This window comes from Microbulbifer sp. JSM ZJ756 (genome assembly GCF_044383805.1).
In the GTDB taxonomy this organism is placed as follows: Bacteria; Pseudomonadota; Gammaproteobacteria; order Pseudomonadales; family Cellvibrionaceae; genus Microbulbifer; species Microbulbifer zhoushanensis.
In genome coordinates, this window is sequence record NZ_JBISER010000006.1 from 205,996 (window position 1) to 225,998 (window position 20,003).

At 64.5% G+C, this 20,003-nt stretch carries 17 protein-coding genes; 5 read left to right on the forward strand and 12 right to left on the reverse strand.

Annotated features, from left to right (window positions below; all coding sequences use genetic code 11):
• Nucleotides 1–6: 6 nt before the first annotated feature.
• The 8 genes from hflK to ACH6CX_RS11715 form a co-directional block, all read right to left on the reverse strand.
• Nucleotides 7–1,155: an FtsH protease activity modulator HflK gene (gene hflK / locus ACH6CX_RS11680; protein WP_232940689.1), complete on the reverse strand. Its 1,149-nt coding sequence runs from the start codon at nucleotides 1,153–1,155 to the stop codon at nucleotides 7–9.
• A 73-nt stretch (nucleotides 1,156–1,228) separates the two neighbouring features.
• Nucleotides 1,229–2,527, reverse strand: a complete 1,299-nt coding sequence (gene hflX / locus ACH6CX_RS11685; RefSeq protein WP_232940688.1) for a ribosome rescue GTPase HflX — start codon at nucleotides 2,525–2,527, stop codon at nucleotides 1,229–1,231.
• 144 nt (nucleotides 2,528–2,671) lie between these two features.
• Entirely contained in the window at nucleotides 2,672–2,956 is a 285-nt protein-coding gene (hfq, locus tag ACH6CX_RS11690; protein WP_232940687.1) for an RNA chaperone Hfq, read from the reverse strand.
• A 184-nt stretch (nucleotides 2,957–3,140) separates the two neighbouring features.
• Nucleotides 3,141–4,064 carry a tRNA (adenosine(37)-N6)-dimethylallyltransferase MiaA gene (gene miaA / locus ACH6CX_RS11695; protein WP_233006713.1) on the reverse strand — a complete coding sequence of 308 codons (924 nt, stop codon included), beginning with the start codon at nucleotides 4,062–4,064 and terminating at the stop codon, nucleotides 3,141–3,143.
• A 69-nt stretch (nucleotides 4,065–4,133) separates the two neighbouring features.
• The gene (gene mutL / locus ACH6CX_RS11700) at nucleotides 4,134–6,011 is read right to left on the reverse strand and encodes a DNA mismatch repair endonuclease MutL (protein ID WP_396675450.1); all 1,878 of its coding nucleotides are present in this window, start codon (nucleotides 6,009–6,011) and stop codon (nucleotides 4,134–4,136) included.
• Nucleotides 6,012–6,072: 61 nt separating this feature from the next.
• Entirely contained in the window at nucleotides 6,073–7,344 is a 1,272-nt protein-coding gene (locus tag ACH6CX_RS11705; protein ID WP_370636824.1) for an N-acetylmuramoyl-L-alanine amidase, read from the reverse strand.
• A gap of 198 nt (nucleotides 7,345–7,542) precedes the next feature.
• Nucleotides 7,543–8,025 (reverse strand): tRNA (adenosine(37)-N6)-threonylcarbamoyltransferase complex ATPase subunit type 1 TsaE, encoded by a 483-nt coding sequence (gene tsaE, locus ACH6CX_RS11710; protein ID WP_232940684.1) that lies wholly within the window; start codon nucleotides 8,023–8,025, stop codon nucleotides 7,543–7,545.
• The gene (locus ACH6CX_RS11715) at nucleotides 8,025–9,506 is read right to left on the reverse strand and encodes an NAD(P)H-hydrate dehydratase (protein WP_232940683.1); all 1,482 of its coding nucleotides are present in this window, start codon (nucleotides 9,504–9,506) and stop codon (nucleotides 8,025–8,027) included. The genes tsaE and ACH6CX_RS11715 overlap by 1 nt, the downstream gene beginning before the upstream one ends.
• Before the next feature lie 172 nt (nucleotides 9,507–9,678).
• On the opposite strand from ACH6CX_RS11715, the gene queG reads away from it, so the two are divergent.
• Nucleotides 9,679–10,797 carry a tRNA epoxyqueuosine(34) reductase QueG gene (gene queG / locus ACH6CX_RS11720; protein WP_232940682.1) on the forward strand — a complete coding sequence of 373 codons (1,119 nt, stop codon included), beginning with the start codon at nucleotides 9,679–9,681 and terminating at the stop codon, nucleotides 10,795–10,797.
• A gap of 208 nt (nucleotides 10,798–11,005) precedes the next feature.
• On the opposite strand, the gene orn is transcribed toward queG, so the two are convergent.
• Entirely contained in the window at nucleotides 11,006–11,545 is a 540-nt protein-coding gene (gene orn / locus ACH6CX_RS11725) for an oligoribonuclease (protein ID WP_232940681.1), read from the reverse strand.
• A 136-nt stretch (nucleotides 11,546–11,681) separates the two neighbouring features.
• On the opposite strand from orn, the gene rsgA reads away from it, so the two are divergent.
• The 4 genes from rsgA to ACH6CX_RS11745 all read left to right on the forward strand — a co-directional run bounded on the left by rsgA (nucleotide 11,682) and on the right by ACH6CX_RS11745 (nucleotide 15,789).
• The gene (gene rsgA, locus ACH6CX_RS11730) at nucleotides 11,682–12,713 is read left to right on the forward strand and encodes a small ribosomal subunit biogenesis GTPase RsgA (RefSeq protein ID WP_396675451.1); all 1,032 of its coding nucleotides are present in this window, start codon (nucleotides 11,682–11,684) and stop codon (nucleotides 12,711–12,713) included.
• Nucleotides 12,714–12,780: 67 nt separating this feature from the next.
• Nucleotides 12,781–13,587, forward strand: coding sequence for a sulfurtransferase (locus ACH6CX_RS11735; RefSeq protein WP_232940679.1), 807 nt, complete (start codon nucleotides 12,781–12,783; stop codon nucleotides 13,585–13,587).
• Nucleotides 13,588–13,653: 66 nt separating this feature from the next.
• Complete coding sequence (asd, locus tag ACH6CX_RS11740; RefSeq protein ID WP_232940678.1) at nucleotides 13,654–14,505, forward strand: archaetidylserine decarboxylase; 852 nt, start codon at nucleotides 13,654–13,656, stop codon at nucleotides 14,503–14,505.
• Nucleotides 14,506–14,565: 60 nt separating this feature from the next.
• Complete coding sequence (locus tag ACH6CX_RS11745) at nucleotides 14,566–15,789, forward strand: MFS transporter (protein WP_237064150.1); 1,224 nt, start codon at nucleotides 14,566–14,568, stop codon at nucleotides 15,787–15,789.
• An 18-nt stretch (nucleotides 15,790–15,807) separates the two neighbouring features.
• Here the strand turns inward: ACH6CX_RS11745 and ACH6CX_RS11750 are convergent, their stop codons facing one another.
• The 3 genes from ACH6CX_RS11750 to ACH6CX_RS11760 all read right to left on the reverse strand — a co-directional run bounded on the left by ACH6CX_RS11750 (nucleotide 15,808) and on the right by ACH6CX_RS11760 (nucleotide 19,995).
• Nucleotides 15,808–17,202, reverse strand: coding sequence for an HD-GYP domain-containing protein (locus ACH6CX_RS11750; protein WP_396675452.1), 1,395 nt, complete (start codon nucleotides 17,200–17,202; stop codon nucleotides 15,808–15,810).
• A gap of 169 nt (nucleotides 17,203–17,371) precedes the next feature.
• Entirely contained in the window at nucleotides 17,372–18,451 is a 1,080-nt protein-coding gene (hemE, locus tag ACH6CX_RS11755; RefSeq protein ID WP_232940675.1) for a uroporphyrinogen decarboxylase, read from the reverse strand.
• Between the two features lie 125 nt (nucleotides 18,452–18,576).
• A complete protein-coding gene (locus ACH6CX_RS11760) occupies nucleotides 18,577–19,995 on the reverse strand; it encodes an FAD-dependent oxidoreductase (RefSeq protein WP_232940674.1) in 1,419 nt (472 codons plus the stop codon).
• Between the last annotated feature and the right edge of the window lie 8 nt (nucleotides 19,996–20,003).

Consider the following 20,003-nt stretch of genomic DNA (forward strand, 5'->3'; position numbering starts at 1 on the left):
CCCCCCTTACCGTACATCGCGATTGCGGCGGCTGTTGGCAGCCTCGGTGCGCAGGCGCTCCACCACACGCTGGTAGATCTCGTCGATCACCTGGGGGGAAGTATCCTTGCGCTGGGCCGCATTACTGGCAGTGCCCTCGGCGAGCTTGTCGAGTGGCAGGTACATCATATTGTTGCCGCCCTCGACATCCACCATCACCTTGGAGGTATTGCTCATCACGTCCTGCACTGTGTCCAGGTACAGGCGCTCGCGGGTCACCGCCGGGGCCAGCTGGTATTCGGTCAGCAGTTTTTCAAAGCGGACTGTCTCACCCCGGGCCAGCTCGACCACGCGGGCCTTGTAGGCCTCGGCCTCCTCGATCATGCGCTGGGCGCTACCGCGTGCCACCGGGATCACCTGGTTGGCGTAGGCCTGGGCCTCGTTCTTGAAGCGCACCTCGTCCTCGCGGGCCTTGGTCACGTCATCAAAGGCGTCCTGCACCTCGCGCGGCGCCTTGGCATCGGTCAGGTTGACCACGTCGACGCGGATACCGGTCTGGTAGAGGTCAAGGTACTCCTGCAGGCGCTGCTGGGTGTCGGCAGAGACCTGGGTCCGGTTCTGCGAGATAACCCCGTTCAGCGTCGCCGAGCCGACCACATGGCGAAGCGCGCTGTCGGTGGCTTCCTGCAGGCTTTTGAGGGGGTCGGCCACCCGCAGCACAAAGGACTCCGCGTCATCGATATGCCACTGGACCGTGAGCACCACCTCGACGATGTTGGCGTCCTCGGTGAGCATCTGGCCGGTGGTGCGCTCGGTACGCACTTCGGTCATGTTCACCTTGGTGACACTGTCGATCAGCGGCGGATTCCAGTGCAGCCCCGACATCTCGGTGCCGTGGTACTTGCCCAGGCGCATGATCACGGCCGACTCGTTGGCGTTGACCTGGTAGAAGCCCAGCAGACCATAGAGGACTGCCACGACAATCACCACCAGCGCCCACGGGAAGCGGCCGGACTCGCCGCCGCTGGCGGGGCCACCGCCACCGAAAATGCCGCTCAACTTGCGCTGCAGCTTGCGCAGCAGCTCATCCAGGTCCGGCGGGCCGCCGTTGGGATTGTTACCTCCACCGCCGCCCCAGGGGTCCTTGTTATTACCACCCGGCTCGTTCCAGGCCATCGACTTACTCCAACTCTCTGAGAATCTTGTTCGTTGCGGCGCGATTCTAGCATTGATCGCTACCGGTTTTCCGTCACTCCGACGCCCGCCACTGCGGTCCGTCGCCGGCGTCGGCATAGGGTGCCAGTAATCGCTGCAGGTCGCCCCGCGGCAATACCAGCTCCAGCTCGACGTCGCCGTTGTCGCGGTAGGCTTCGTGCTTGACCGCGTTGATTTCGTACAGCTGTGCCCGCAGGCGCCCGTGGCGCGGGGCAACCAGCAGCTGCCCCCGCACCATCTGCTCGCCCAGGCGTTCGGAAATGGCCTCCACCAGCAGGTCACACCCGGCCCCGGTGACCGCCGACACCCACACCGCCCGCGGCACGCCGTCGGCATCGCGATCGATGGTGGGCTCTTTCGCCGCCAGCAGGTCGATCTTGTTGTACACCACCAGCTGCGGCAAGTCAGCGGCGTCAATTTCCTCGAGTACCAACTGCACCTCCTCCATCAGGTGCAGGCGATCGTCCGCAGCAGCATCCACCACGTGCAGCAACAGCGTGGCACTGGCCGCCTCTTCCAGGGTGGCGCGGAACGCCTCGACCAGCCGGTGCGGCAGGTGCGAGACAAAGCCCACGGTATCGGCCAGGATCATGCCACCCACGCTCGGCAGCTCAACCCGTCGCATGGTGGGGTCGAGCGTCGCAAACAGCTGGTCCCTGACATATACGCCGGCATCGGTCAGCCGGTTGAATAACGTGGACTTGCCCGCGTTTGTATAGCCTACCAGGGATACCGTGGGCACCTCGGCACGGGTGCGGGCGCGGCGCCCCTGGTCGCGCTGTCGGCGTACCTTTTCCAGGCGCTTCTCGATGGAGTCGATACGGGCCCGCAGCAGCCGGCGATCCGTTTCCAGCTGTGTCTCACCGGGCCCGCGCAGGCCGATACCACCCTTCTGGCGCTCCAGGTGGGTCCAGCCGCGCACCAGCCGCGTGGCCATATGCCGCAGCTGTGCCAGCTCCACCTGCAACTTACCCTCGTGGGTGCGGGCGCGCTGGGCAAAGATATCCAGGATCAGGCCGGTGCGATCCAGCACCCGGCAGCGAAGCTCACGCTCGACATTGCGCTCCTGGCTGGGCGACAGGTTGTGGTCAAAAATCACCAGCTCGGCGCCGTGCTCTTTGACCGCCTGCTGGATTTCCTCCAGCTTGCCGCGCCCCACAAAAGTACGGGGATCGGGCTTGGCGCGCTGGCCAAAAATGAACGTGACCGGGTCCGCACCGGCGGACAGGGCCAGCTCTTCGAATTCGCGCGGGTCCTCGGGGCTGTCGACTGCTGACAGTTCCAGGTGCACCAGCACCGCCAGTTCACCGGATTCCGGTCGATCAAAAAACAATGGGAATTCTCAACTGTTGCCGGGGAATCACGGTTACCGCTCCCCACGGCAGAAAAGGCTTGTTGCGGGCACGGCTATTGCCGCCCCCCAACCGCAAAAGCCCCGGCGGGCCGGGGCACTCACTGCGTTTCGGGCAGGGCGGGATCAGGCGAAGCTGTCGCGCTCACCACCTTCACCAGCACCTTCAGCACCACCCTGGGCCGCCGGGTTCAGCAGCGGCACGCGCACCGCACGGGACGGCACTACGGTGGAGATGGCGTGCTTGTATACCATCTGGCTCACGGTGTTCTTGAGCAACACCACGAACTGGTCAAAAGATTCAATTTGCCCCTGAAGCTTGATGCCATTTACGAGATAGATGGAAACCGGGATACGCTCTTTGCGCAAAACGTTGAGGTAAGGGTCTTGTAAGCTGTGCCCTTTTGACATCTTTTTTCTCCTTGTCAAAAGCTGGAAGCCGTATGCAGGCCATAATCGCGCTCGCGAACGCCGCGAACTAAAGAACGGTTACGGTTGAATACGCGTACAAAATGAGCCGGAAATCGCCGGACTCTGTGATAATAACTGACTGATCAATACCGACCTGAGGACGGCACACCCACGTTATGGCTGCTCATGCGAGAAATTTCAAGGCTTCCGCCAAGATTTCGTCATTTTTGCGCAATGTGCCATCCGGCGCCTGGAGGTAAATCCGCGCCAGGTCCGGCCAGCGCCGCAGCCAGGTGAGTTGGCGCTTGGCCAGTTGCCGGGTGGCGGCGATCCCCGCGGCGACCATTTCGTCGTAATCCAGCTCACCGGCCAGGTACTGCCATACCTGCCGATAGCCCACTGCGCGAATCGCCGGCAGGTCCGCGTGCAGGTCGCCCCGCGCGTGCAGGGCGCGCACCTCATCCACGAACCCGTGCTCCAGCATCCGCAGGAAGCGTCGCTCTATGCGCTCGTGCAACAGCGCGCGGTCCCGCGGCAGCAGTGCCAGCTGGGTCACGCGGTAGCGATCGGTGAGCGGGTCGCGAGCCTGCTCGCGCCGCAGCTCCGACAGCGGCCGCCCGGTAAGGCGGTAAACCTCCAGGCCCCGCTCGATTCGCACCGAATGGTTCGGATGCAGCTCGCCAGCCAGTTCCGGGTCCACCCCGGCCAGCTCTGCGTGCAGTGCCGGCCAGCCCTCCCGCGCCGCCCGCGCCTCGATCTCGGCACGCACGGCCGGATCCGCCGCAGGCAGTTCAGCCATTCCCTCCAATAGAGCACGGAAATACAGCATTGTTCCGCCAACCAGCAAAGGGATGCGCCCGGCGGCAGTGATTTCATCCATGGCCGCCAGCGCATCGCGGCGGAAATCACCGGCGGAATAGGATTCGGCCGGATCACAGATATCGATCAGGCGGTGGGGGTATTGCGCCAGCTCGGCGGCACCGGGCTTCGCCGAACCGATATCCAGGCCGCGATAGACCAGCGCCGAATCGACGCTGACCAGCTCCACGGGCAACCGGTCGGCGATCGCCATGGCCAGGTCGGTCTTGCCCGAGGCCGTCGGGCCCATCAGGAAAATGGCGGGCGGCAGGTCGCCGCCGTTGGCATTTTTCAAGCTTGCATCATCCTTGCCGCGGGTTCACTGGCCGCGCATAAACCACTTATCCATGTCGCCCAGCTTCACCTGGGTCCAGGTGGGGCGGCCGTGGTTGCACTGCCCGCTGCGCTCGGTGCGCTCCATATCCCGCAACAGGGCGTTCATCTCCGGCACCGTCAGCTTGCGATTGGCCCGCACCGAGCCGTGGCAGGCCATGGTGGACAGCACCTCGTTGATGCGCTCCCCGATCCGGTCGCTGCCACCCTGGGCCAGCAGGTCAGAAAGTACGTCCCGCACCAGCTGCTCCACCTCGGCGCCATGCAGCATGGTGGGTACCTGCCGCACCAGCAGGGTCTCCGGTCCCGCCCGCTGCAGAACAAAGCCTAGCGCGGTAAAGACCTCACTGCGCTCCTCAAAGCAATCCGCCTCGCGCTGGCTCACCGCCAGGCTCACCGGCACCAGCAATGGCTGTGCCTGGATACCGCCGGCGGCATGGGCGGTCTTCATCTGTTCATAAACGATACGCTCGTGGGCCGCATGCATATCCACCACAATCAGCCCCTGGTCATTCTGCGCCAGGATATAAATGCCATGCAGCTGCGCCAGGGCAAAGCCCAGGGGGGGCGCCGCGGCGTCATCGGCCTCAGCCGGCAGGGATGCATTCCAGCCCTGCGATGCCGGGGCGGCAGGTGATGCCTCGGCCACCGCGGCGCCACCAGCATAGGGCTGGTGCAGCGCCCCGTACCTCTGCATCTGGCCCTGCAAACGCTCCGGCGAAGGTGAGGAGGACAGGGGCATACGCTGCTGGCCGGCAAACTCCCCCGCCGCCACTCCCGCGACCGCCGGCGCCGGCGATGGCTGTAGCGGCTGGCCCGCGGGGGCCTCGCCGCCATTGGCGTCGTCCCGGTCCCCCGGCCGCACGGAAGCCAGCGCCCGGTGCAGGCTGCCGAAGAGGAAATCGTGCACCAGGCGGCTGTCGCGGAAGCGCACCTCGTGCTTGGTGGGGTGCACATTGACATCGACCGAAGCCGGGTCGAGCTCCAGGTACAGGACAAACGCGGGATGGCGGCCGTGGTAGAGTACGTCGGCGAAGGCGCGCCGCACTGCGTGGCTGACCACCTTGTCGCGAATGGCGCGCCCATTGACGTAGAAAAACTGCAGGTCGGCCTGCGAGCGCGAGAAGGCCGGCTCCGCCACCCAGCCCCACAGGCGCAGGCCACTGCGCTCAACGTCGATGTGCAGGGCATTCTGCATAAACGCCGGGCCGCAGACCTGCGATACCCGGCGCTCCATTTCCACCCGGCCACTGCCGGCGCGCAGGTTGTGCACCCCCTTGCCGTTGTGCCGCAGGGTAATGGCGACATCGAACCGCGACAGCGCCAGGCGCTTGATGGTGTCGTCAACCCGGTTGAACTCGGTCTTCTCGGTGCGCAGGAACTTGCGCCTTGCGGGCGTATTGAAGAACAGGTCGCGCACATCGACGGTGGTACCGCGCGGGTGCGCGGCGGGGGCCACCTGCGCCTGCATGTCGCGCCCCTCGGCACTGACCTGCCAGCCCTTGCCACTCTCGTCGCGGCTGCTGGTCAGCGCCAGGCGCGCCACTGACGAGATACTGGCGAGCGCCTCGCCGCGAAAACCGAGCGTGGCCACCGCTTCCAGGTCTTCCAGCGCATGGATCTTGGAGGTGGCGTGGCGGGCCAGGGCCATGGGCAGGTCATCCTGGCCGATGCCCTTGCCGTTGTCCCGCACCTTGATCCGCTTGATGCCGCCGTTGTCGATCTCCACGTCCAGGCGCGTGGCGCCGGCATCGAGGCTATTTTCCAGTAACTCCTTGATCACGGACGCGGGGCGCTCGACTACCTCGCCGGCGGCGATCTGGTTGGCGAGGCGCGGGGAGAGTTGCTGGATCTTGTCGTGCATAAACGGGAATAACGGCCTGTGACCAGGCTCCTGTATCGGGGGTCTTTTTATGTGACGGGCCTCAGCCCGAGGGAATCCTCAGCGTCTGGCCCACCCGGATCACCGAATTGCTGATGCCGTTGACCTTTTTCAGCGCGGTAACCGAAACGTTGTAGCGCGCGGCAATCGCCGACAGGGTATCCCCGCGGGCGATGGTGTGTTTGCGGTTCTGGCCGGCATTGGCGGCGAGCCAGGATCCCGCCGGCGGGCGGCTACTGAAGTGCGCCACTATACCTTCGCTGAGTTTTTGTGCCAGCCTGCGCTGGAATGACGGGTCACGCAGCCGGCGAGCCTCATGGGGGTTGGTGATAAAGCCGGTCTCCACCAGGATCGAGGGCACATCGGGCGAGCGCAGCACCGAGAAATTGGCCTGCTCCACCTGCTTCTTGTGCAGGTGGGTCACCTGGCCCAGCTGCGCCAGGACACTCGCGCCCACATCGAGGCTGGCATTCATGGTTGCCGTCATCGACAGGTCCAGCAACACGCCAGCCAGGGTGTCGTCCTTGTCGCCCAGGTTGAGGCTGCCGGCACCGCCAATCAGGTCGGACTCGTTTTCCCGCTGCGCCAGGAAGCGCGCGGTTTCACTGGTGGCCCCGCGGGAGGAGACCGCGTACACACCGGCGCCGCGGGCATCCTTGCGGGTAAAGGCATCCGCATGGATGGACACGAACAGGTCAGCACGCATCTTGCGCCCCTTGTTCACCCGCTCGCGCAGTGGAATATAGTAATCACCGGTGCGCACCAGCTTGGCACTGAAACCGGGACGACTGTCGATCGCCTTGTGCAGCTGCCGGCTGATGGCCAGCACCACATCCTTCTCGCGCAGCCCACCGGGACCGGATGCGCCCGGGTCCTCGCCGCCGTGGCCGGCGTCGATGGCGATCACGATATCGCGCTCCCGGCTGACCTCGAGCACGGTTTTCTCCTGCTGCACGACGTGATCGTAGAGGTCAATCACCAGGCGATCGGGTTTTTCGTCCAGGCGTCGCAGGGCGAAACTGCGCGGCTTGGTTTCCTGCTTCAGGTCCAGCACCACCCGCAGGTCTTTCTTGTTGTGCCGGGCATGGCGCACCTGCTCGATAGGCGTGTTTTCCAGCTCCAGCCCCTCAATCGCTGCCGCCAGGCGGGTGTCGTCCACATCGATCACCACCCGGTGCGGGTTATTCAGGGTAAACAGCTTGTGCTCGGCGGGACCGCTGAGGTCGAATACCAGTCGTGTGTGGTCCGGGGCCCGCCACAGGCGTACCCCCTGGACTTCGGTCGCCAGCGCCCCCCCGGCAGGGAGCAACAGCACTGCAATAAGGGCCAGTGCCCCCGGCAAAGTTAGACGCTGTTGACCGCGATGCTGCGCGAGAAGCCGTGAAAGATGTCGAGGAAAAAGTGCCGCTGCCCGCACACAGGCCGGGCCGCTAAGTCGACGCCAGACTCGATTCATGGTTCAGCCCTGTTAACGTTATTCTTGCCGCTTGTCCCTGCCCTGTCGGCGGTAAGTTTATCCCAACAGGGGAGCAATTGCCCTGAGCACCCGCTCCCCCTGCCCGGATTGCGCATGCATGCGCAGTGCCCGCCCCTGTTGCGGCACCGACAGTGCCACCACCAGGTCCGCGGGCGGCAGTACACCCTCACCCCGCTCCGGCCATTCCACCAGGCTCAGGCTATCGGGCGCAAAATAGTCGCGCACCCCCATAAACTCCAGCTCCTCGGCGTCGCCCAGGCGGTAGAGGTCGAAGTGGTACACCCGCTGCGGCCCCTGCTCATAGGGCTCCACCAGCGTATAGGTGGGGCTTTTGACTGCGCCGCGATGGCCGAAGGCCCGCAGCACGCCCCGACAGAATGTCGTCTTGCCCGCGCCCAGCTGGCCGTGCAGGTGCACAGTCATGCCGGCCGGCATCCCCACTGCCAGGCAGGCGCGACCCAGCGCCTCCCCCGCTGCCACAGTGGACTCTTCGTCAGCCAGCTGCCGGTTCAGTTCCATCAGTCCACCAGTTTTCTTATCCAGGGCAGCAGGTCGGTGGCCAGCAGGCCGCGCTGGCCATCTGTGGCTGCGCGGTTACCCGCCTCACCATGGAGCCACACTGCCAGCTGCGCTGCCTTCGGCAGCGGCATGTGCTGCCCAACCAGCGCAGCGACGATCCCGGTAAGCAGGTCGCCCATGCCCCCGGAGGCCATGCCCGGGTTGCCGCTGTTGACCAGGTCCACCCCGCCCTCGTGGGCAATCAGGGTTCCCACTCCCTTGAGTATCACCACACCGCTGAACTTCTCCTGAATCGCCTGCGCGGCACCGCGCGGGTCAGCCAGCACCTCGGAAGTCTCCCAGCCCAGCAGCCTTGCCGCCTCACCCACATGGGGCGTAAGAATCCAGTCGTCGCGCCGGTGCCCCGCCAGCACGCGCCCACCGGCGAGGATATTGAGGGCATCCGCATCCAGCACCACCGGCACCTGTGCGCGGGCAGCGCGCGCCAGCAGTTGTTCGCCCCAGGGATCGCGACCCAGCCCCGGGCCCACCGCTATCACGCTGGGAGCATCCAGCAGCGGCTCGAGCTCCTGCCCGGAAATCACCGGGCGCGCCATCACCTCAGGGCATCGCGTCAGCGCCGCCGGCAGGTGCTCGGGCCGGGTGGCGAGGGAAACCAGGCCGGCGCCGGTGCGCGCTGCAGATTCCGCCGCCATCATCGCCGCGCCACCGAAGCCGCGATCACCCCCAACCACCAGCACGTGGCCGAACTGGTTCTTGTAAGCATCCGCCGGGCGCTCTGGCAGCCGTGGCACACTGGCGCCGTCGTAACGTTGCGCCAGTAGGGGCATATCCCGATATACCGAATCCGGCGCACCCAGGCCGGCAAACACCACCTCGCCGCTCAGCGCCGCACCGCGGCCGCAGAACAGGCCGAACTTGCGCGCGATAAAGGTTACCGTGATATCTGCCTGGACCGCGGTCCCGGCTGCCCCACTGTCAGACTCCACCCCGGAGGGCATATCCACCGCCAGCACCGGCGCCGGGGACTTGTTGATGCGTTCGATGGCATGGGCCATATGCTCCCGCACCGCACCGGAAAAGCCCGTGCCCAGCAGGGCATCGACAATCACGGTATGTGCGTCGGCGCTGTCCATCTCGGCCAGCGAGGTCACGATATGCACGCCCTCGCGTTCTGCGTAGCGGAAGGCCTCCTGCGCATCGCCGGACAGTTTCTGCGGTTCCACGCATGCATAGACAGTCACCGGGATCTGCTTCTGCGCCGCCAGGGCCGCAATCACGTAACCGTCGCCGCCGTTGTTGCCTCCACCGCAGAACACCTGCACACGCCCCACCTCGGGCCAGCGCGCCTGCAGCTGGGCGAAGGCGGCACGGCCGGCGCGCTTCATCAACGTGATCGACGGGATCTTGAGCGCGGCGATGGTGCGCTGGTCCAGCTCGCGGACCGACTCGGCGCTGTAGAGGGGATGTGGGACTTCCATTGCGCTTCCCTGGGAGGCTCCAGTGTGGTTAATTTTTAATCTGTGGCAGAATAGCCGCCGCCGGGCCTTCCCCGGCCCTGCGGAATACCCGGGAGTATACCTTTCCGGGCGTATAATTTGTCCCCTGTCCCACGATCCCGCCGCCTCCTGAGGCGCGGCCCAACGGAGCCCCATGAGCGACACCGCTGCGACCGACAAACTGCTCTCTGAACTGGCCGCCAGGATCAGGACCTGGGCGCGGGAGCTGGGCTTCCAGCAGGTAGGCATTACCGACTGCGAGCTGGAGAGTCACGGTGAGCGCCTGCAGCAGTGGCTCGACGCCGGCCACCACGGTGATATGGACTGGATGGCGGCCCACGGCGCCAAGCGCTGGCGGCCGGACCTGCTGGAGCCCGGCACCCTGCGCGCCATCAGCGTGCGCCTGGACTACCTGCCACCAGACACCCAACCCGTTCGGGTACTGAAGGACCCGGGCAAGGCTTATGTATCCCGCTATGCCACCGGCCGCGATTACCACAAGCTGATCCGCAAGCGGCTGGCCAGGCTGGCGGCACAGATCGAAGCATTCTGCGCGGACCACGGCCTGGACGCCCGCGGCCGCGCCTTTACCGACAGCGCCCCGGTGATGGAGCGGGCACTGGCGGAAAAGGCCGGGCTGGGCTGGATCGGCAAGAACTGCATGGTACTGAACAGCGGCGCCGGCTCGTGGTTCTTCCTCGGTGAAATCTACACCAACCTGGCCCTGCCGGTGGATCACAGTGAACAGCCAAACCAGTGCGGCGAGTGCACCGCCTGCCTGAAGGTCTGCCCGACGGATGCCTTTGTGGGCCCTTACCAGCTGGATGCGCGGCGCTGCATTTCCTACCTGACCATCGAGAACAAGGGCGCGATTCCCGAGGAATTCCGCGAGCCCATGGGGAACCGGGTGTTCGGCTGTGACGACTGCCAGATCATCTGCCCCTGGAATAAATTCGCCAAACCCACCGCGGAAGCGGATTTCCACCCGCGCCACGGCCTCGACGACGGCGAATTGCTGACCCTGTTTGGCTGGACCGAACAGGAGTTCCTGGATCGCACCGCCGGCTCAGCCATCCGCCGCATCGGCTACGAGCGCTGGCAGCGCAACCTGGCGGTGGCCCTGGGCAACGGCGAGGCAAGCCCGGAAGTGATCGCGGCGCTGGAACAGCGCCTTGCAAGCACCACGCCGCTGGTTGCGGAACATATCCAGTGGGCGCTGGCGCGCCTGCGCAGCGGGCGACGTCGAAAACGCAAAATCAGGCGGGAGCCATAGGAGAAACCCTGCGTTTGTCACCGCTGCCAGCCGGCAACCGGGCGAATACAAGATCCGCCCCTACGGTCCAGCGTTGAAACCGGCCCTCGCCCACCTCTCCGGGGCCCGTCACGCCCGTAGGGGCGCACCTTGTGTGCGCCCTACTGACCGCTGGCACAAAAGGGCAGATCTTGTGTCCGCCCTTTTGTGCCACCACTCCCGCAGAGCATCAGAGCCGGAAGAAGTTGTCCCGGTAATGGCGCAGCTCGTTGATGGAGTCGCGGATATCGTCCAGCGCCAGGTGGCTGCTTTCCTTCTTGACCCCCTCCAGCACATCCGGGCGCCAGCGCCGGGCCAGCTCCTTGACTGAGCTCACATCCAGGTTGCGATAGTGGAAATAGCTCTCCAGCATGGGCATATAGCGCACCAGGAAGCGGCGGTCCTGGCCGATGGAATTGCCGCACATGGGGGAGGCCCCCTCCGGCACCCACTGGCGCAGGAAGTCGATGGTTTCCCGCTCGGCCTCGCGCTCGGATATAGTGGATTCGCGCACCCGCTTCACCAGCCCGGAACCACCGTGCTGCTCGGTGTTCCACTCGTCCATCGCATTCAGCAAGGCGTCGCTCTGGTGAACGGCCATGGTGGGCCCCTCGGCCAGTATGGTCAGCCGCGAGTCGGTAACGATGGTGGCAATTTCGATGATGCGCTCTTTTTCCGGATCGAGGCCGGTCATTTCCAGGTCGATCCAGATAAGGTTGTTCTGGTCCACTGCGGGTCTCCTCTGCATGGCAGCAAGTTACCGCAACTGCCCCCGGATGCAAACTAAACCGCGAAAACAACGCCGGGCGCTTCGGTCAGGCTATAATCCGCGACGAATCGCCACCGGCACCGATTACGATGAGCAGATGAGCAAACGCAAACTGAACCGGCGCCAGAAGTGGCGCATTGAGAAAATCCAGCAGGAACGCGAGGCGCGTGCCCGCAAACGCGCGGAAGGTGCTGAACACGTCCTCGAAGAAGGCGACCTGGGGCCGGAACAGACCGGACTGGTGATCGCCAACTACGGTACCCAGGTACTGGTGGAGAGCAGCAGCGACCCCGAGCTGCGCCAGCGCTGCCATATGCGCGCCAATATCGACACCCTGGTGACCGGGGACCGGGTGGCCTGGCGGCCAGCCTTCGGGGAGCGCAGCGGTGGCACTGGCGTCGTCGGCGCTCGCCTGGAAAGACAGTCGGAATTACAGCGGCCGGATCGCTATGGTGACCAGAAGACCGTGGCCGCAAACATCGATCGCATCCTGATCGTCATCGCCCCCTACCCCGAGCCCTTCGCCAATGCCATCGATCGCTACCTGGTCGCCGCCGAAACCACCGGGATACACCCGCTGCTGGTTCTCAACAAGATCGACCGGATCGACGACAGCAACCGCGCCGCGCTCGAGGACCTGCTGGCTCCCTACCCCGGGCTGGGATACCCGGTATTGCGGCTGTCCACCAAAACCGGGGAGGGGCTACCAGGGCTGCTGGAAACCCTGGCACAGGGCACCAGTGTATTCGTGGGGCAGTCCGGCGTGGGCAAGTCATCGCTGGTCAATGCGCTGCTGCCGGAGGCCGGAGCGCGCACCGGGGAGCTGTCACAGGCGACCCAGAAAGGCACCCATACCACCACCGCGGCAGAACTGTTTCACCTGCCCACCGGCGGTGATCTGATAGACTCCCCCGGCATTCGCGAATTCGGCCTGTGGCATATGAGCGAGGCGGACCTGCTCGAGGGCTTCGTCGAGTTCCGGCCATTTATTGGTCACTGTCGTTTCCGGGACTGTCGCCACCAGGGCGAACCGGGCTGCGCCATCAACGAGGCCCTGGCCCGGGGCGAAATCAGCGAACGACGCATGAACAGCTTTATCCACCTGCGCAACAGCCTGCAGGAGGAATGATCGCCGATCCGCCGGTTGCGCCAGCGGAGAGCGGGATCAGCGGGAATCGAATGAAAGGAGACGCACCTTGTCCGCATCACTGCCACTGATCGTCGAACCGGAGCAGCTCGCCGCCCGGCTCGGGAACGAGGACCTGCTGCTGGTAGACCTGAGCTCCCCCCAGAATTATGCCAGCGGCCATATTCCCGGCGCCCTGCACCTGCCCTTCCAGGCCCTGCTGGCGGGAACTCCACCGGCACCGGGCAAACTGCCCACTGTCGAGCGCCTGACCCAGGTGTTCCGCGCCATCGGCCTGCGCCCGGACCTCCACGTGGTGGCCTTTGATGACGAGGGTGGCGGCTGGGCCGGTCGCTTCCTCTGGACCCTGGAGGTTATCGGGCACCGGCAGTACAGCTATCTCAACGGCGGCATGCACGCCTGGCGCGCTGCAGGCCTGCCATTGACGACCGACGAGCCCGAAATTACCCCCAGCGAGATCTCCCTGGCAATCGACCCGGCACCGCTAATGGATACTGACGAGATCCGCCAGCAGCTCGACTCCCCCAGCTTCTGTGTCTGGGATGCGCGCTCACCGCAGGAATACAGCGGCGAGAAAGTGGTGGCGATGCGCGGTGGCCATATTCCCGGCGCCATCAACTGCGAGTGGACCCAGCTGATGGATCCCGGTCGTAACCTGCGCATCCGCGCGGATGCGCGGGAATTCCTGGCGGCGCTGGGCATCGACGACAGTAAAAAAATCGTAACCCACTGCCAGAGCCACCACCGCTCCGGGTTTACCTGGCTGGTGGGCAGGTCCCTGGGCCTGGATATCCGCGCTTACCCAGGATCCTGGAGCGAGTGGGGCAACCTGCCGGACACCCCGGTGGAAACCTAGGCACTCACCCGGCATCGATATATTCCAAGTTTTACCAGTTAGGAGCCTGGCCAGCAGGCATTTGATATGCATCCAAAAGTCTTTACCACACTGCAGTACCTTACCCCGCAACACGCCCTGTCCCGCGCCGCCGGCTGGCTGGCGGAGACCCGCATCAAGGCGATCAAGGACCCGTTTACCCGCTGGTTCGTGGAGAAATACGGCGTCGACATGAGCGAGGCTGCAGAGCCGGACTACACCGCCTACGCATCCTTCAATGATTTCTTCACCCGGGCACTGAAAAACGGTGCACGGCCGGTGGTCGAGGGGGAGAACTCCATTGCCTGCCCGGCCGACGGCACCATCAGCCAGCTCGGTGAAATCCAGAACGGCCGCGTTTTCCAGGCCAAGGGCCACGACTACAGCCTGATGGAGCTGGTGGGCGGGGATGCCCAGTTGGCGGCCCAGTTTACCGGTGGCCACTTCGCCACGGTGTATCTCTCCCCCAGGGACTACCACCGTGTGCATATGCCGGTGGACGGCACCCTGCGCAGCATGACTTACGTCCCCGGGCAGCTGTTTTCCGTGAACGACGTGACTGCCGAGCACGTACCGCGACTGTTTGCCCGTAATGAGCGTGTGGTCTGTGTTTTCGACACGGCGGCCGGGCCCATGGCAATGATCCTGGTGGGGGCCATGATCGTCGCCAGCATCGAGACCGTCTGGGCCGGCCTGGTGGCCCCGCTGAAGCGCCGGGTGCAGACCATCAACTATCGCGACAGCAAACCGGTAGAGCTGGAGAAAGGCGAGGAAATGGGACGTTTCAAACTGGGCTCCACCGTGATCATGCTGTTCGGCGCCGAGCGGGTGAACTGGCTCGAATCCCTGACGGCGGAAACCGAGGTCCGCATGGGCCGGCACTTCGGCGATATTGCCTGATCCACACACCATAGCGGCCCCGGCGCGGGGCCGCTCCCTCCCACGGATGAATTGACTGCAATGCCACAGCTTCCCGCATTCATGCGCGAACGCGCCCACCTGGTATTTTTCGCGCTGCTCGCCGTGGCCGCCTCCGGGTTCGGGCAGACTTTTTTTATCTCGATCTTCGGCGGTGCACTGCGCGAGGAATTCGCCCTCAGTAACGCCTGGTACGGCGCCAGCTACAGTGCCGCCACCCTGGTTTCGGCCCTGGCCCTGCTGGCCTGCGGCAGCCTGGTGGACCGCTGGCCGCTGCGTCGCATCACGGCCCTGATCGTTGTACTACTGGCGGCAGCCTGCCTGGTGATGGCGTTTGCCAATCACGCCCTGATGCTGCTGCCCGGGTTCTTCCTGCTGCGCTTTGCCGGCCAGGGCTTTATGACCCACCTGGGTATGACCACCGCGGGGCGCTATTTCAGCAGCAACCGGGGCAAGGTGATCGCAGTGGCCGCACTGGGCTTTCCACTCGCCGAGGCCTTGCTGCCCACCGGCGGTGCCTGGCTGATCGAGGCATTCGGCTGGCGCAGCGCCTGGATCGCATCAGCACTGTTGCTGCTGGGCCTGGCACTGCCCACCCTGCTGTGGCTCGCCCGCGCCGGCCAGCACAGCCAGGCCGGAGGGGACGGGAACGAGGACGCCGGGGAGGGTTTCAGCCGGGCCCAGGTATTGCGGGACCCGGGCTTCTACCTGCTGCTGCCGGCGATCCTGATGACCCCGGTAGTCGTAACCGCCGTTCTTTTCCACCAGGCCGCAATCGGCGAGGCCCGGGGCTGGTCCCTCACATTACTGGGGACCGCTTTCAGCGGTTATGCGGCGGGCCACCTGCTGATGCTCTTCCTGGCCGGCAGCCTGGTGGATAGGTTCGGTGCGCAGCGCAGCCTGCCGCTGGCCCTAGTGCCCATGGTGGCGGGACTGCTGTTACTGGCCCTGTTCGAGGCTCCCTGGGCACCACTCGCCTACCTGACCCTGTTCGGCATCACCCAGGCGGGCACCGGCACTGCCGCCGGCGCCCTGTGGCCGGAGCGTTACGGCACCCGCCACCTGGGCGCAATTCGATCGGTGTCGCAGGGTGTGATGATCCTGTCGACCGCTGTGTCGCCGTTAGTGGTGGGGATTTTGCTGGATCAGGGAATCAGCGTGGCCACGCTGGCGGGTTCACTGGGAGGCATGGTGGCCGGGTCAATACTGCTAGCGATGCTGGCCGGGCCCATCCCCCGACAGCCGAATACCGCCGGCAACAAGTAAGGCCCGGGCAACAGGAATCTAGCGGGAGAACAGGCGGGTAAATACGGCCGCGATGCCGCCATCCTTGAGCAGGTAGTGATCCCTTATCGCGGCAACATCCACACCGGGGTAACGGCTCGGCTCGAGATCCTGGACGATGGTGATCTTGTCGTTGGGACCCAGCTTGCCGCGCTCTATCAGGCGCTGCTTGCGATCGTCATCCACGGCCAGGTCCAGTAACCGGGGCTTGGGCAGCGCCTGCCCGTCCCGGTCCAGCACCACCATTACCCGCGGGCGAAGGCGATGATGGTATGTCTGCTCCACCACTACCGCCACCTCGCCGGTGGACAGCTCGACCTCAGTGCCGGTGGGGTACAGGCCTATTGCCTGGATAAACTCCACCACCAGCTGTTCCTGGAAGCCGATCCCCCGCAGGTCGTAGAGCTGGGCGACCGCCCGGGATGGTGCCACCGGGAAAGCCTCACTGCGGGGATTGGTGGCCTCATCGTAAAACGTGACGATGCCGCACATGCGTGCCAGTACCGGGATCTTGTCTCCCCGCAGGCCCCTCGGGAAACCACTGCCGTCATGGCGTTCACAGTGGCAATGGACAATATTCACCACCTGCGGATCCAGGCGGGGCTCTGTGGACAGCAATTTGACGCTGTAATCGACAAAGCGGCGATACTCCCGCTCAACCTTGGCATTTCTCCGCCCCGCCCGCAGCACCCTGTCGTCCAGCTGCAGCTTGCCGACATCCTTCAGCAGGCAGGCGAGTCCCAGCTGCACCAGTTCGTGACGCCCCAGGCCAATATGGCGACCGAAGATGACCGCCCAGATGCCGGACCGCATCGAGTGCTTGTAGGTGTATTCGTCTTTTTCCCGCACCCGGGCAAGCCAGGCTGCGGCGTCGGGGCTGCGGAGCACATTGTCCACCAGCTCTTCCACCACGGCAGTTACCTGGGGGATGGGCAGCGGCCCCTGGCTACTGACCTGCACCATCACCTCGTGCAGGCATGCCTCGAGTTGCCGGAGTAGTCTTCGTGCCCTGGGTGCGGCCTTGCGTGCGGCGACCGGCGGCGGATAGGCCTGGTGGGAAACCTGCACGGGCCGGCAGGGTATGAGGGCAGGTACTTTTGCCCGGTTGCGGGATGAAGCGGCCACGGGCTCCCTGTCACCGCCCGCATTCAGGCGTGACAACCGTCGCAAACTGGCGCCTACATCGCCCACCGTCTTGGTGATATCGACATAGACGTAGCGGCAGTATTTCTGCAGCTGGCGAACTTCCTCCAGGTCACGGATGTAGAAGCCCTGCAGCGCAAAGGGTGTATGCGTCCACGGCCGGTCGAGCCGGGATACAAACATGCCGCGCTGTAGCTGCTCCGTATAAACCTTGACCTGCTGGATCGCCACGCTCGTGAGGGTTTCCGTCAAATTTTATTTATTTCACATTATTTAAGTGACGCAGTGCTCACCCGCGCCTGTACCAGTTCGTCTTTATAGCACGAGATTCCACTCTGGTGCACGATCTCGATAGTTACAGTGACAGAAACCGCCAGTTTCCTGCCAGAACAGGAAACTTCCTTCCGCCCCAACGGAAACTTTACTGGTGGTACAGGGGGGACAGCTCGCAGACCGCCTCGATCATGGCCCGTGCATGTTCCGGATCGACTTTCGGTGTAATGCCGTGCCCCAGGTTAAAGATATGCCCGGAACCGTGACCAAATGACTCCAGCACCGCCGCCACCTCGGTGCGGATTTTCTCCGGTGAGGCATACAGTACAGCCGGATCCAGGTTCCCCTGCAGGGCCACACGATCCCCTACCCGCTGGCGCGCGGCGCTGATATCCGTGGTCCAGTCCAGGCCCAGGCCAGTGGCGCCGGTATCAGCCATGGCCTCGAGCCACTGGCCACCGCCCTTGGTGAACAGGATCGCCGGCACGGGGCGCCCGTCCGCCTCCTTGATCAGTCCCTGCAGGATGCGCGCCATATACTGGAGGGAGAACTCCCGATAGGCACCGTGACTCAGGGCACCCCCCCAGGTGTCAAAAATCTGCACAGCCTGGGCGCCGGCGCGGATCTGGGCATTGAGGTAATCAGTAACAGAGTCGGCCAGCACCCCCAGCAGGTGGTGCATCAGCTCGGGCTGGGAGTAAAGCATCTCCTTGCAGCGTGCGAAATCGCGACTGGAACCGCCTTCCACCATATAGGTTGCCAGGGTCCAGGGACTGCCGGAAAAACCGATCAACGGCACCCGGCCGTTCAGCTCGCGACGGATAGTGGTCACGGCATTCATGACATAGTCCAGGTCACGGGCGCTGTTCACCACCTCCAGCGACTCGATTTCGGCCCGCGTGCGGACCGGCTTGCGGAACTTGGGCCCCTCGCCCTCTTCGAAATAGAGCCCCAGCCCCATGGCATCGGGGATGGTGAGGATATCGGAGAACAGGATGGCGGCGTCCAGCGGGTAGCGCTCCAGCGGTTGCAGGGTCACCTCGCAGGCCAGTTCGGTATTGCGGCACAGGTCCATGAAACTGCCCGCCTGGGCCCTCGCAGCCCGGTACTCCGGCAGGTAGCGACCGGCCTGGCGCATCATCCATACGGGGGTGCGATCCACCGGCTGGCGCTGCAGGGCACGGAGGAAACGGTCGTTTTTCAGTTCGGGATAGCTGCTGTCGGACATGGGTGCTTTGGCCGCGGTCGAAAAATGGGCGGCCATTGTACAGAGGACAGCAGGTCTAGGACAGTGGGAGGCAATTGCGCCCCCGGCCGCCAGGAGTACGGCGACCGGGGACCGGATGGCAGGGATCAGACGTCGAGGTAGTCGAGGATGCCCTCGGCAGCCTGGCGCCCCTCCCAGATGGCGGTCACCACCAGGTCGGAGCCGCGCACCATGTCACCACCCGCAAAGACCTTTTCATTGGAGGTCTGGAACTTGAACTCCTGCTCCTCCGGCGCCACCACACCGCCCCAGTCAGCGGTGTCGATCTTGTGCTCGCCGAACCAGTCCGCCGGGCTGGGACGGAAACCGAAGGCCACCAGCACCGTGTCCGCAGGGATGATCTCCTCCGAGCCGGGCACCACCTGCGGGCGGCGGCGGCCGTTTTCATCCGGCTCACCCAGCTCGGTGGTCACCACCTTGACGCCTTCCACCTTGCCATCGCCAACGATCTCGACCGGCTGGCGATTGAACAGGAAGCGTACGCCCTCTTCCTTGGCATTGGCCACCTCCCGGCGGGAGCCGGGCATATTCTCTTCATCCCGGCGGTAAGCACAGGTAACGCTGCGCGCCCGCTGGCGGATGGAAGTGCGGTTACAGTCCATGGCGGTATCACCACCGCCCAGTACCACGACGCGCTTTCCCTCAACAGAGATAAACTCTTCCGGGTTCTTCTCCCAGCCCATGTTGCGGTTTACATTGGCCACCAGGAACGGCAGTGCGTCATGCACACCGGGCAGGTCCTCGCCGGGGAAACCGCCTTTCATGTAGGTGTAGGTGCCCATACCCATGAACACTGCATCGTAGTCATTCAGCAACTGCTCAAAGCTGATGTCCTTGCCGATCTCGGTATTGAGGCAAAACTCGATGCCCATCTCGGTAAAGATCTCGCGCCGGCGCTGCATCACCGACTTCTCCAGCTTGAACTCGGGGATGCCGAAGGTGAGCAGGCCGCCGATTTCCGGGTACTTGTCGAACACCACGGGCTGCACGCCATTGCGCACCAGCACGTCGGCACAGCCCAGACCCGCCGGGCCGGCGCCGATCACGGCAACGCGCTTGTCGGTCTTGACCACATGGCTCAGGTCCGGCCGCCAGCCCAGGGCAAAGGCGGTATCGGTAATGTACTTCTCCGCATTGCCGATGGTAACTGCACCGAAACCATCATTCAGGGTACAGGCACCCTCGCACAGGCGATCCTGGGGGCATACCCGGCCACACACCTCCGGCAGGGTATTGGTCTGGTGGCTCAGCTCGGCCGCTTCCATGATGTTGCCGTCGGAGATCAGACGCAGCCAGTTGGGAATAAAATTGTGTACCGGGCAGCCGGTCTCGCAGTAGGGATTACCGCAATCCAGGCAGCGGTGCGCCTGGTTGGCGACCTGGCGCTCACTGTACGGCTGGTAAATTTCCACAAACTCATTGGTGCGGGTGATGATGTCTTTTTTCGGCGGATCGGTGCGATCCACATCGATAAACTGGAAATCATTGCTCAATCGATCTTTCATATTTTCAT

Bases quoted from the DNA above. Each gene is read 5' to 3' on its own strand.
- hflK (WP_232940689.1), bottom strand. From the start codon at position 1,155: ATGGCCTGGAACGAGCCGGGTGGTAATAACAAGGACCCCTGGGGCGGC.
- hfq (WP_232940687.1), bottom strand. From the start codon at position 2,956: ATGTCAAAAGGGCACAGCTTACAAGACCCTTACCTCAACGTTTTGCGC.
- miaA (WP_233006713.1), bottom strand. From the start codon at position 4,064: ATGGGCCCGACGGCCTCGGGCAAGACCGACCTGGCCATGGCGATCGCC.
- mutL (WP_396675450.1), bottom strand. From the start codon at position 6,011: ATGCACGACAAGATCCAGCAACTCTCCCCGCGCCTCGCCAACCAGATC.
- tsaE (WP_232940684.1), bottom strand. From the start codon at position 8,025: ATGGAACTGAACCGGCAGCTGGCTGACGAAGAGTCCACTGTGGCAGCG.
- ACH6CX_RS11715 (WP_232940683.1), bottom strand. From the start codon at position 9,506: ATGGAAGTCCCACATCCCCTCTACAGCGCCGAGTCGGTCCGCGAGCTG.
- queG (WP_232940682.1), top strand. From the start codon at position 9,679: ATGAGCGACACCGCTGCGACCGACAAACTGCTCTCTGAACTGGCCGCC.
- rsgA (WP_396675451.1), top strand. From the start codon at position 11,682: ATGAGCAAACGCAAACTGAACCGGCGCCAGAAGTGGCGCATTGAGAAA.
- asd (WP_232940678.1), top strand. From the start codon at position 13,654: ATGCATCCAAAAGTCTTTACCACACTGCAGTACCTTACCCCGCAACAC.
- ACH6CX_RS11745 (WP_237064150.1), top strand. From the start codon at position 14,566: ATGCCACAGCTTCCCGCATTCATGCGCGAACGCGCCCACCTGGTATTT.
- hemE (WP_232940675.1), bottom strand. From the start codon at position 18,451: ATGTCCGACAGCAGCTATCCCGAACTGAAAAACGACCGTTTCCTCCGT.
- ACH6CX_RS11760 (WP_232940674.1), bottom strand. From the start codon at position 19,995: ATGAAAGATCGATTGAGCAATGATTTCCAGTTTATCGATGTGGATCGC.